Annotated in this window: 10 protein-coding genes and 2 pseudogenes; 5 read left to right on the forward strand and 7 right to left on the reverse strand. The window is 44.5% G+C overall.

Annotated features, from left to right (window positions below):
* Positions 1-1,678 (forward strand): signal peptide peptidase SppA (gene sppA / locus F6K20_RS07285; RefSeq protein WP_287294251.1); only part of this gene is annotated, 1,678 nt, incomplete at its 5' end.
* Positions 1,679-1,881: 203 nt separating this feature from the next.
* On the opposite strand, the gene F6K20_RS07290 is transcribed toward sppA, so the two are convergent.
* Together F6K20_RS07290 and F6K20_RS07295 are read right to left on the reverse strand one after the other, a co-directional pair.
* Positions 1,882-2,550: a GDYXXLXY domain-containing protein gene (locus F6K20_RS07290; RefSeq protein ID WP_287294253.1), complete on the reverse strand. Its 669-nt coding sequence runs from the start codon at positions 2,548-2,550 to the stop codon at positions 1,882-1,884.
* 24 nt (positions 2,551-2,574) lie between these two features.
* The gene (locus F6K20_RS07295; RefSeq protein WP_287294256.1) at positions 2,575-3,936 is read right to left on the reverse strand and encodes a DUF2157 domain-containing protein; all 1,362 of its coding nucleotides are present in this window, start codon (positions 3,934-3,936) and stop codon (positions 2,575-2,577) included.
* A 384-nt stretch (positions 3,937-4,320) separates the two neighbouring features.
* On the opposite strand from F6K20_RS07295, the gene F6K20_RS07300 reads away from it, so the two are divergent.
* Together F6K20_RS07300 and rpiA are read left to right on the forward strand one after the other, a co-directional pair.
* A complete protein-coding gene (locus tag F6K20_RS07300; RefSeq protein ID WP_287263187.1) occupies positions 4,321-4,803 on the forward strand; it encodes an RNA recognition motif domain-containing protein in 483 nt (160 codons plus the stop codon).
* 383 nt (positions 4,804-5,186) lie between these two features.
* Entirely contained in the window at positions 5,187-5,897 is a 711-nt protein-coding gene (gene rpiA, locus F6K20_RS07305; RefSeq protein ID WP_287263188.1) for a ribose-5-phosphate isomerase RpiA, read from the forward strand.
* Here the strand turns inward: rpiA and F6K20_RS07310 are convergent.
* Positions 5,850-6,077, reverse strand: coding sequence for a hypothetical protein (locus F6K20_RS07310; RefSeq protein ID WP_131826996.1), 228 nt, complete (start codon positions 6,075-6,077; stop codon positions 5,850-5,852). The genes rpiA and F6K20_RS07310 overlap by 48 nt on opposite strands.
* An 828-nt stretch (positions 6,078-6,905) precedes the next feature.
* On the opposite strand from F6K20_RS07310, the gene F6K20_RS07315 reads away from it, so the two are divergent.
* On the forward strand, positions 6,906-7,358 hold the full coding sequence (locus F6K20_RS07315; RefSeq protein ID WP_287294259.1) for a hypothetical protein: 453 nt from the start codon (positions 6,906-6,908) through the stop codon (positions 7,356-7,358).
* A 154-nt stretch (positions 7,359-7,512) separates the two neighbouring features.
* On the opposite strand, the pseudogene F6K20_RS07320 reads toward F6K20_RS07315, so the two are convergent.
* The 4 genes and pseudogenes from F6K20_RS07320 to F6K20_RS07335 all read right to left on the reverse strand — a co-directional run bounded on the left by F6K20_RS07320 (position 7,513) and on the right by F6K20_RS07335 (position 11,330).
* A pseudogene (locus F6K20_RS07320) lies at positions 7,513-8,167 on the reverse strand (Uma2 family endonuclease).
* 193 nt (positions 8,168-8,360) lie between these two features.
* Positions 8,361-8,555 (reverse strand): annotated as a pseudogene (locus F6K20_RS07325) (DUF4058 family protein); the annotation flags it as partial.
* Between the two features lie 108 nt (positions 8,556-8,663).
* Positions 8,664-8,912, reverse strand: a complete 249-nt coding sequence (locus F6K20_RS07330) for a hypothetical protein (RefSeq protein WP_287294261.1) — start codon at positions 8,910-8,912, stop codon at positions 8,664-8,666.
* A 78-nt stretch (positions 8,913-8,990) separates the two neighbouring features.
* Positions 8,991-11,330, reverse strand: coding sequence for an alpha/beta fold hydrolase (locus tag F6K20_RS07335; RefSeq protein WP_287294263.1), 2,340 nt, complete (start codon positions 11,328-11,330; stop codon positions 8,991-8,993).
* Positions 11,331-11,491: 161 nt separating this feature from the next.
* Here F6K20_RS07335 and F6K20_RS07340 point away from each other — a divergent pair.
* Positions 11,492-12,513, forward strand: a 1,022-nt coding sequence (locus F6K20_RS07340) for a sensor histidine kinase (RefSeq protein ID WP_287294264.1), incomplete at its 3' end; no start/stop codon positions are given.

Genomic DNA, 12,513 nt, shown 5'->3' on the forward strand with positions numbered 1-12,513 from the left:
TGATAAATCAGTGCTGGTGTTTGATTTATCGGTCAATATCAGCGATACCAATCCTACCTCAAGCACCAGTGAAGTGATTGAAGAGGTGTTATCGGGTCAACAAACCAATATCATCCCTTTGCGCAAGGTCCTCGATACTCTAGATAAGGCAACTAAGGATAAGCGCATTGTTGCCCTCTACCTAGATGGATCCGCATCTAAAACTGTTGGCAACACTGGCTTGGCAAATCTCAAGGAGGTAAGGGAGGCTCTGGAGCGTTTCCGAGCTGCTGGGAAAAAAATTATTGCCTATGACGTGGATTTGGGAGAACGAGAATACTATCTTAGCTCGGTTGCGGATACGATAATTCTTAACCCGATGGGCGTTGTAGAAATCAATGGCTTGAACTCTCCCCAACTTTTTTTGACCGGAGCTCTCCAAAAGTATGGTATAGGTGTTCAGGTGGTTCGAGTTGGCAAGTATAAGTCCGCAGTTGAACCGTTCTTGCTCAAACAGCTGAGTCCTGAAAGTCGGGAACAGACTCGAGAATTGTTAGATGATCTTTGGGATGAATTTTTGACAACAGTGGGGAAAAGTCGTGAGATTACTCCCAAGACCTTGCAAGCGATCGCTAATACTAAAGGGATGTTGATCGCATCAGAGGCCAAAACTCAAGGTTTGGTGGATCAAGTTGGATACTTCGATGAGGTGATTGCTACTCTCAAGGAGCTTACTGGAGAAAAGAAAAAGGATAAATCGTTCCGGAAAATTAAGCTGGCTACTTACGCTAGAGCGAAAAGTCCTTACTCTAAAAATCGCAAGTCTAAGCATAAAATTGCCATAATTTATGCCGAGGGTAGCATTGTTGACGGTCAGGGAAACTTTGAGCAAGTGGGGGGTGAACGCTTTGCTAAACAGCTGCGCGAGCTACGGCTGGATAAAGATATTAAAGCAGTAGTGCTAAGGGTTAATAGTCCTGGTGGCAGTGCTACAGCCTCTGAGATTATTCAACGGGAAGTGCGGCTTATCCGTGAGGAAAAGCCAGTGATTGTGTCGATGGGCAATGTGGCAGCTTCTGGTGGCTACTGGATTTCTACCTATAGCGACCGAATTTTTGCTGAGCCAAATACTATCACTGGTTCTATTGGTGTCTTTGGTGTACTTTTTAATATCCAAGAATTAGCTAACAACAATGGTCTGACCTGGGATATTGTACAAACAGGTTCTTTAGCCGATATTCAAAGTACTGTCCGTCCCAAAACAGACCAAGAGTTGGCAATCTACCAAACCATGGTTAATCAGATTTATGACCAGTTCATTGACAAAGTAGCAGAGTCACGTAAATTGCCTAAGGGCAAGGTGAAAGATATTGCTCAGGGACGGGTTTGGTCAGGTATAGACGCCAAAGAGATAGGTTTAGTTGATGAGATTGGGGGTATTAATGATGCTATTAAGTATGCAGCTCAGCAAGCTAAGTTAAAGGATGATTGGAAAGTAGAAGAGTATCCAAAAATTCCTAGTTTCGAGGAAAGGATTCTGGAGACGCTGACTAATGATGTTAGGGTCACAAGCCGACAATTACCTGAGCCACTAACTACAGAATTACTAAAGCTAAAAGAGGATTTGGCAATTTTAACAACCTTCAATGACCCGAAGGGGATTTATTCTATTTTACCGTTTAACTGGCGGGTTGATTAAGGGTTGAACGCTTAGCGTGGCCTTTTGGCCAAGGTTGTATGTCACAATGCATAATGCAGAATTAAGAATGTAAAATTTGCAATTCTACATTCTACATTTTTAATTCTTAATTAAAAAATGTTGTTCGCCCAAGGCGATTCGGTGTAGGGTAGGATTAAATGTGGTTTACACTATTTGCCCCGTTCCCGATTCCCGATTCCCTCTTAAAATCGATACTTGCGAATCTGCTGTTTAGAATCCTTACTTACCAGAGCCCAGATTCCGATTGGTAAAGCATTCCCTTGAGCATCCACCTTAATTTCCATCACAATTGGTGGTGGTGATATCGGTAGGTTAGAGTTCTCTTGCCTAGCACTATTTAATTCTTCATTAATTTGTTCCCGTTGGTCTTCTGGCATATAGTAAGTTTCCAATCCGTACTCAATCGAGCCATAGTTAGCAACACCTTTGAGGGGAATCTGATTAGCTGGTAGTCGGAAAGGTAATTTGGCACTTAAGCCTACTGGTTTCCAGGGTATTGGTAGTTGAGTTGAGTTGGATGAGTCTGGTGCTTCTAAAATTAGGTAAAAACGGGTACCAGGCTTGATAAAGGTTACCTTGTTGCCATTAGGTTGTTGCTTGGGCAATTTTTGCCAGCCAGGAAGATTGCGTAAGTTGTCCTGATTAGAGATATCGTATCTTAGAGTTTGGGAATAGCCTCGCAAAAGTTCGTAAGGGTCTACTGGCGCTGTCTGAAGGATGACAGTTTTTCCAGTCACTGTAGTGTAAATTGCCTGGGTGGGAACAGTAATAATTAGTGCGGTTTGAAATAAAAGAGGTACCCAGAATCGCCAGCTTGGTATAGGACGGGAATACTCAGAATTAATGCTCATAAGTCATAATTTATAATTCATAAATCATAATTCAGACTTCAAATAGCGCTCAAACCATAGTCCAGCACCAATAATACCTAGCCCACAGAGGAATAAGACTATGGATTTGACTAATAAACCAGTATCGTACTCCAGCATCCGGGTCAAAATTTGCAGCGTCAGTAGCACCATGCCACCCCAGAATAAACCTCGTTTCCCCTCTGCTAGTCCGGCGCGGATTAAACCGATGACGATTAGGAATAAAAGCAGATTGAAGATGAATACGGCTAATATGGGTAGAATACCAATACTGAGATGCCAATAGGGAACTAGGGCGCTGATCACAATCATAGTAGCCACAACCTTAGTTGTTGAGTCCACTCGACGCAACAGTTTTATCCACGCCCAGATCGTTAAGCTACCTAAAATGACACTATCAATCACGGCAGGTTCCAAGAGTATTGAGGTGACGTCAACTAGGGGTTTGACTGATGGTGAACTATCCCATAACACGTGGAAAGACAAAAAATAAAATGATAGGCTGAGGAAAGTGATCCCAAGGGTGCGGGCTGTGCGATTAAATTCCTGGAGGTTGGGCTGAATTGTTCCCAGGAAATCCCCGTATGACCATAACAAGGCTGGTGGTAGGGCGCATGCGATCGCAGCAATCCAAGCAGGATTTGGCCATAGCTCGAAGTTGATCAAGTTCCATTCCAGGCCAGCAACTACTGCGATCGCACTTAAGCGAAACATCCATCGTGAACGGCACCAGTAAGCCAGGGGAATAAACAGTAAACCCGCAAACACTGGCATATGTTGTATGATTAGCCTTAGCCAAGACAACTCTGTGATTGCTAGAAATTCTGGCTGGGAGATTCCTCGCACATACCCTAACCCAATCAAGACCATTGCCAGCATCCCTAATCGGGTCAAGCGTAGGCTATAAGCCATGGCTAAGACTCCTAATCCCCAAATCAGGTATAACTGATAGAGTGGTCCACTGTGGTGGAACATTTGGGACATCAGTGCTATATTGGCTCCTAAAGTCAGGGCTCCTAAAAGTAATAAACCCTGTCCCAAACGGCAATGCCTACCTTGGGTTGGGTCTCGCCATAGATAAAAGCCAGCAATGTTGATCCCGAAGAAGACACTCAGAAGCAAGGTCACTTTCAACCACCGAGACCAGGCTTGCCAGTTGGCTGCCACAAAGGTGATCATGCCCAAGCCTAAGAGAAGACTGCCTAGTACTAGCAAAATTACGACGAATCGATTACGGGCCGCTACTTCCAGGTCACTAAATTGATAGCGTTCCGCTAATTGAGCGTATAGGCCAGCATCAATCAACCCTTCTGTTTGCCATTGTTGTGCTTCAAGACGTAACTGGTGACGAAATTTATCGGAAGGCATCACAACCTATTTTTTAGAGCTTAAGACTTTCATCTGGGAATATACAATGTTATAATCACTAACCGACTGAATGTTTGATTATGTCCATGATATGGTGTAAACATTCTGTAATAATTAGATTAGAGTAAGTAAAAAACTGTTAACTAGAATCGGAGCTAATGGTAAACCAGAGGTCAACGTGTGGGTCGTAGTAGCTCCGAACATGTGGTATATAGGAGTTTTGATTTTACTGCATCCGTCTGTTCAGTTGAGGTTGGTAAGGTACGTCAGAAGATTGTCTAGACGTGGTAAGTGTTCGTCGCTCAAATTTCTCCTTATCCACCCTAGTGACTGGTGTCAACAATTTTTTCCTTTTTTTTTGTTATAGCCCGGAGGTATCTCTAAATGTCTATTCGTCTGTACATAGGTAACTTACCTAAAGAAGAAGTAAACCGTGATGAGCTGCAAGCTATTTTTGCTGAAGCCGGTGACAACTTTAGCACAAAAGTGATTAAAGATCGTAAAACTGGTAAATGTCGGGGCTTTGGCTTCGTCACAGTGTCAACGGATGAGGAGGCTGATCAATTCATTGAAAAGTTCAATGGTCTTATGTTCAAGGATACTGCCTTGAAAATTGAAAAAGCCCTGCCACGATCTAAGAATCAAGAGAAAGAACCATCTAAGGAGAAAGAAAAACCCAATCAGGCATCAACCTCATCTACCAGCAACAATCCTCCCCCTCGCCGTAACAACAACAAGAATAAGTCTAATAAGCGTAAGCATCAACAGACTACATCTGACCCCGGTGGAATTCAACCCGATCCCCGTTGGGCTAAGGAATTGGCAAAGCTGAAAGAACTGTTATCGGCTCAAACCACTAACTCTTAAGTTGGGATACATCTAACTGATTTCCATTACCAATTCTGGTAAGATTAGCCCTACGTCCTACCCGTCAGGGAGGCGTGGGCTTATTATAATTTCTCAATAAAAGATCTAATCACCAAGTGCCTGGGTTTGACCAGTCTGCTGATAGTACTGCTGATAATACTACTTCAATAGTTCGATATCTGACTCATTCTGGCAGACAGAGAGTCTTTTATTTTTTTTGGTTCATGATCAGTGCCAAATCCCGATAGGTTTATGGTCATTTAAAAGGGAGATCAGGTAATTTTGGATCGTCTGTTACCCAATCGATTTACAATTATCAGTTGTGAACTAAAACTTAAGTTTTAACCACTAACAACCACTAACCACTAACCACTAACGTTGTTATGAGTGCAGAAATTGACCCCATTAAGCTAATGAAACAGGAAGTTGGCAAAGCAGCTGCCAAGCGGGTGCAGTCGGGAATGATTGTGGGGCTAGGCACTGGTTCAACGACTGCCTATGCAATTCAGTTTTTAGGCGATCGCTTAAACTCTGGAGAAATTAAGGATATTGTAGGGATCCCCACCTCTTTCCAGGCAGAAGTCTTGGCGAAACAGTACGGCATTCCTTTGACTACCCTCGATGCAGTGGATCACATTGATGTAGCGATTGATGGTGCTGACGAAGTTGATCCCCAGAAAAATTTGATTAAGGGGGGTGGCGCTGCCCACACCCGTGAGAAAATTGTAGATTCCCTGGCCAAACAATTTATCGTAGTGGTGGATAGCACTAAAATAGTTGAAAACTTGGGGTCTACCTTCCTATTGCCTGTAGAAGTTATCCCGATGGCAATCACACCAGTTATGAATGCTATTCAAAAGCTAGGGGGTAAACCGGAACTGCGCATGGGGGTCAAAAAAGCTGGACCAGTGATTACGGATCAAGGGAATATGGTCGTTGATGTTAAATTTGACGCCATTGATAACCCAGCTGAGCTAGAAAAAACTATCAATAATATTCCTGGTGTTCTGGAAAATGGTTTATTTGTTGGGGTTACCGATCTGGTTCTAGTTGGAGAAGTTAAGGATGGTCAGACCGTGATCCGGGAAATTTAACAACTCCAGCACTAAAGCTTGAAGGTGCCGTGGGATTATTGCTTGATAGGAATACTCTTGATAGAAATACTCAGATATTTCTCCCAAGCCAAGGCAATTAACTGTATCTCCCACGGCTTGACTCATTTTTGGATGTTGCTTAATAATAGAAGGATTGTAAGAGTTTTGTGGAATAGGCATCTTGCCTGTTCGGCGATCTTTTGGGGCGGGCAGGATGCCCACTCTACTCCTATTGATTCAAAGATTCAGCAACGCCAATTTTTTAGCTATTTGAGCTAGAGAGTCGTTGATTAGACTTTGTCGAGCTTAGCCACCAGCGGCAAAGGTGAGCATAATAACTGCTGAAAGCAACATACCAGGACTTAGTAACAGAACTAACATCAAAAAATCATGGGATTCCATAATCGTAAACTCTCCTAACTGCTTCTTTACTACCCTAACCTGGGAGAAATGCTAATCCCGGAAAATCAAGAATTTATCAAGAATTCGTAAGCGGTCAGCGGTCAGCGGTCAGCGGTCAGCGGTCAGCGGTCAGCGGTCAGCTTCAAAAAAACCTCGTTCGCGTGTGGCACAGGCTTTGGCCTTGGCCTTTTGGCCTTTTGGCCACGCTACGCGAACGGCCACGCGTGCGCGTTTGGCCACGCTGTGCGAACGACGCTGGGATTTAACTCAGCATTAAACGAATGCTTACCTCTTTGATTCAAAAGCTGTTCGCGTAGCGTGCGCCTAGCGCATTAGCTTATAACTGATAAATAATAGTTGATAGCTTACCTTTACTTTTGCTTTATTACCGATTTCAGCTATTAGCTAAACTTGTTACTATTATAACTATAAAATTGTAAATATTTATTAAAAAAATATAAATTATCCTGATTTTTTTTATTTTATACTTGACAACAACCATAGCCAATGTTTATAATATAAACATACCAAAAAGAGCCGCGCTTTGCGGGTGTCAACGACAAGCGCGGCTCTTTCCCAAACTACAGTTTAGGTAACTCTATAATAATGGCAAAACAACGATTTGTTCATCATCCCATCGATTATCACGAAGCGATGGAGCGTCTTGAACAGCTTCGACAACAGACGGAGCCGAGGGATGAAAATATCTATCCCTATCCGATCACGGAGCGATGCAGCGCGGTCTTGGGGGTTTCCCCCATGAGCGACTGCATCAAGAAGCGAGAGCAAATCTTGATTCTACTGTACAGTTACTGCCAATTGGGTATGACACCCCAACGGTTTTACCAAAAGTGGGACTTGACTCACGAAGATATAGCTTTGATCTGCTCTTGTTCCGTTCACACGGTTAATGGCTGGTTTTCCACCAGTCGTCGCTGTTACCCTCCCACTGCTGGTCACTTGCGCCATCTGGCGATTATGGATTTTTTGTTGGAGGATTTTGAGACTATTCCGAAGGAGTTATTGGAGCGACTGCATCAAGACAACGATTGTGCTTGAAGGAGGGCAGAATGTAGAATTTAGAATTTAGAATTTAGAATGTATAATTCTACATTATAAAACGATTTTGGTTTGCGATTCTCCTAGGAGAATCGCACCTAATCAAACTGCTGCGATCGCCTTTGGCGCACCTCCAGGACATGCTCCCAACAAATCAGGTTATAATTCCTTGTAATTTAAGTTTGAAACCGGGAAGCACTGCTTCTCCAGATAACTCGTTGGGATTATCTATAACCTCAGTTTTTTGTCCTGACCGATAGATTTCAACCCGTCGATTCTGAGGGTCAATCAGCCAACCTAAGCGCAAGCCATTGTCAATGTATTCTTGCATTTTTGCTTGTAGCTCCTTGAGACTGTCAGACTTTGATCGCAACTCAATTACGAAATCAGGACAAACTTTAGGGAGCGATGCAGCGCGGTCTTGGGGGTTTCCCCCATGAGCGACTGCATCAAGACAACGTTTGTTTTTGTTCCTCGGTGAGTGCATCCCAGCGGTGACGTGACACCCAAGAGCTATCAGGGGAACGATTCGAGCCACTGGGAAGTTCAAATCCGGTAGAAGAGTCAAATGCTTCTCCTTTTTCTGGGTTTTCCTCATACCAATTTCCTAATTGCCTGGTAATACTAAGATTTCTTTTACCGGTTTCCCATCCTGTTGGTGGATTCACAATCAATTTTCCTTGGGCAGTTCTTTCTAATCTCAGGTCTCGGTTAGCAGTGGCTAATTGTTCAAACTGTTGGTGATTTACTTTGAGGTCCAAAGATGGTGGAACTATTAGCTTCAGTAGGGGGTCTAGTTGACTTGACATAACCGTTAATCCTGGCAATTGAGATATAACGAGGGAGCAGAAGATAAAGAAGTCACTTCGGGTAATTACATTGGGATTTTGGGGAGTTTATATAAGTCGCGATCGCTTAATGGATAATTGAGTAAGGATAAAAAAGGTTGGGCAATCTGCGAACATTTATCTTTCTGTTAATTTTTGTCCTGATTCAAAAATTTTATCGGCGACATCCTGCCCAAGATTCTACATCATCCTCCGACCAAGGCAATGGTGGATTGCTGCTATAGTCAATAAAATAGTCGTAGCCTAACTGGTCATAAAGCTGATCCACCAATGTCTGTAATTGTACCATTGGTTCGGTATCCCCAGGAAGCAGGGGAAGCGGAAAAGAGGGAATGCGATCGCTTAAACTAAATGGATAGCACTAATTCACCTTAGGGGCAATCAATTCCTGACCCGCCTGATAAAGGGTGAGTCCCTTAACCGTTTCCTCTAAGGGAGCCTTGCCTCACACCAAATATCAGCTGATATAGCTGATAAAGCTACCGAGTAAATTCCAGAATCTTTTCCCTAGCCAAGCAGATAAAACTCCACAGTAAATGGAGAAGCCGATGCTTAAAAGCATTATGGTGTTCAAAGATATCTCTACATGCCAAAGCCATCGATAGATAGACATGATAGCGATGCCCGCCAGTAATCCGGCAGCCGCACCTGCTGCCGTTTGAGTTAATACTTGTATTGCAGTACGTTGAGTCTTTTCTGTTTCCATAACTAGAGGCTCCTCGTTAGTATCGTTTGAATTCTGACGGGACACACAGCAGTGTGCCCCCAATCTCAATCTATTCAATTACTTCACCTTGGATGCAATCAATTCCTGACCCGCTTGATAAAGTGTTAGTCCGTCAACCGTTTCATCTGCTGACAAATTGAATTGAATCGTGATATCTGCAACCTGAGCCAAGAATTTAGTTTCTGAAACAGGGTAAAGAGTAAACGCTTCCTGCCCTGTGGCTTGGGCGAGTAGTTGTTCGTCCTCGACTCGAATAGCGATCTGCATATTAGGGAGTAACTCGTAGGTTCCCAAATAGCGGTTGTAAATTGCTGGGTCAAGCTCAACAATCTCAGGCTCACTGGATTCATTAACTGTGACAGTGTCAATATCAACAGTTAATTTTTCTAGTTTAGCTTGTACCTCTGAAGACATCTCGGCCTGGTAACGTCCGCCCAGGTGTTCAGCTAAAAACTTCTCTAATGCAGCTGTCATGGCCAGCGAGTTGATCTCCTTACGGAAACCATGGCCTTCATCGGGGGCAATCAAATATTCCACCGGTCGGCCTAAATCTCGCAATGCGGCCACAATTTGGTCCGATTCCGCTTGCTTAACCCGGGGATCCTTGGCTCCTTGAATTACCATTAGTGGGGCCTGAATTTGGTCGGCGGAAAACAGGGGTGACTGGGCTTTTAGACGGGAGCGATCGCTCGGATCATCCGGATCTCCCAGCCGCAGAGCAAAGGTAGCCTTCATCGATTCCCAATAGGGGGGAATTGACTTGAGCAAGGTAATCAGATTCGATGGCCCCACATAGGATACGCCAACGGCATAGATATCTGGTGTAAATGCCAAACCAGCTAGGGTGGCATAGCCTCCATAGGAGACACCAAAAATTCCCACACGCTCGGGATCGGCAATCCCTGCATCAATCAGATACTGCACGCCATCCGTCAGGTCATGCTGCATCGCACCCGTGCCCCATTCGTTGTTACCGGCATTGAGAAAAGCTTTACCATAGCCAGTAGACCCTCGAAAGTTGGGTTGGAGAACGGCGTAACCGCGATTAGCCAGAAACTGGGTAAACCGCTTGTACCCCCACATATCTCGTCCCCAAGGTCCACCGTGGGGCATGACAATCACCGGTAAGTTCACTGGGTCTACCCCCTGGGGCAGGGTCAGATAGGCTGGAATCTCTAGACCATCACGGGCTGTATAGCGGATCGGCTGCATGGTGGCCAAATGTTCCCTGGGCAGCTCTGGCCGATCATCGTAGAGTTTTTCCAGGGTTTGAGTACTACGATCAAATAGATAAGTAGACCCGGGATTCACATCGCTCCGGGTTCCAATCAACGCAAAGCGATCATCCAGGGTAAGGGATTGCAACACAATATCAACGTCGGGCAGTTGTTGTTTCAGAAAGGCTAGATCAGCCGCTATCTTGTCGTTTTGAGGATAGATGCGGATGCGATCGCCAATATAGGAGGTAGCAATCAACTCATCAGTCGCTTGTGAAAACACTGCACCCCCAAAATCCACCTGGTTTTCAGGATCAACTTCCACGACCTGACTCTGTTGGCTTTCGAGATTAAGCAGCTCTAACTGGATTAAATTCCCATCCCGATTGCTGATCAGATACACCCGTTGGCCATCTTTATGAAAGCGAATGGGGACACAGGTTTCTTCAATTCGACAGGTGTAAACAGGTGTTAATCCATCTTTTTGCACCGCCAGAATCTCATGCCCCCCTTCCAGGGTTTGGCGATAGCCGATGCGCACATTACCGTCTAAATCCGTTGTCCAGAGGGCAATATTATCGTCATTTTGAATCAACAGCGTCCGCTCGCCTGTTGTCAAATCCAAACGATAGACATCATGAAACTGGGGATTGCGCTCGTTAAGACCGATAATGATGTGGTTGGGAGTCCGTTTAGGAACGCTATATATACTGGCCGTAATCCCCTCTACAGGGGTTAAATCGCGGGTTACCGGGCTAGTCTCACCTAAAGATTTAGCTTCAACCGCATAAATGTGAAAATTCTCATTGCCCCCTTTATCCTGGGCGTAGAGAATGTAACGACCATCGGCGCTCCAAAAGTAAATTATAATTGGGCTTTCAGCATCAGCCGTGACTGGACGAGCAGCTTCCATCGGTTCATTGATGCCCTTAACCCACACATTGATCACGCCGTCTAGAGGTTTTTGAAAGGCCAGAAACTGACCGTCGGGGGAAAGCTGGGCACCCGTAATCTCTGGATCGCCAAAGAATAGTTCCCGCTGAAGTAACGGTGCTACAGCGGTCTGACTTTCAGCAGCGCTAGCAGTTTTTGCCGTTAGGGGCAGCGGTGGATTGCCAAGGCTAAAACCCATCAAACTAATAGACATCATCAAACCTGCACCAAATTGAAATTGTTTCATGACAAACCGTATCCTCTGAAGAGTTGCTTATAATTCAATATTAAACAGGCCATTTCAAACTGACTATAGCGAAAGGTCATATGGATACATGACGTTTGTCATGGAAATTTATCCATAAGTTTCATAAGCTGTAGAAGCAGTCATAAGCATTAGGTAAGCTGATGTCAGCTCGGACAACTCCTCAGGTTTCCACCATTAATCCTTCAATTCCTAAAATCCTGCGCTATCTGGAATGGGCATGTTTGATCATGACCATCCTGCTATTGCTGTTCCTCATCCTGAATAAATCATTGTCCAACGAGACCAAGGGCAGTGACTACCTAATAAGCTTTTGTGTATTGGGAGTTTTGGCCATTCTGAGCTTTTTCTTTCCAATCCGTCGCCCCATGTGGCAGCGACGAGTTTATGTCTTTGCCGGAATTTCCTGTGTGTTGGTGACAATAATCTTTAGTGATGCCGGTCTCGGTCTCTTTGTCTTTCTATACTTAGCCAAAAGCTGTTTTCTGTTGCGTCGTCGGGACGTGATCATCACGGTTGTTTTAGTCGGCATTACCTGGCATGTAGGTTTTGCGTGGCGGTTAACGAATGATTTACTAACTGATCTCTCAAAACCGATTGCAGAGCAGCAAGCTCGCTTTGAAAAAAACCTACAAACCCTTCAAGAGACTCCCCAAGTATTTATTGCGCAACTGATTTTCACTGAACTTGTAGTCTATATTTCTCTGAGTGTGCTAATTACGCTGCTTTGTTTAAGCTTAGTGGCTGAGTACAGGAGTCGTCAGCAAGCAATCGCTTTAACTCAGGAAGTTGAATTGCTAGCCGCAGATTTAGAACGCACCCGCATTGCTCGCGATATTCATGATTCATTGGGGCATACTTTGACCTCCCTTGATGTGCAGCTAGAATTAGCACAACGACTCTACGAACGAAACTCTAATCAGCTTCAACCAGCGTTAGACACGGCCAAACTGCTGGCCAGCCAATCCTTACAAGAAGTGCGTCGGGCAGTGACCACCATGCGAGAAGAGACCTTTGATCTCAATAAGGCCCTGCCACAGCTGCTGGAATCTTTTACATCCAACCCATCCATAACGGTTAAAAGCAAAATAGATTTGCCCCAGCTGCCGTTACAAACCAATCATCAGCTTTACTGTGTGGTTAAGGAAGGATTGGAAAATATCCA

This window comes from Moorena sp. SIO2C4, from assembly GCF_010672485.1.
GTDB lineage: Bacteria > Cyanobacteriota > Cyanobacteriia > Cyanobacteriales > Coleofasciculaceae > Moorena > Moorena producens.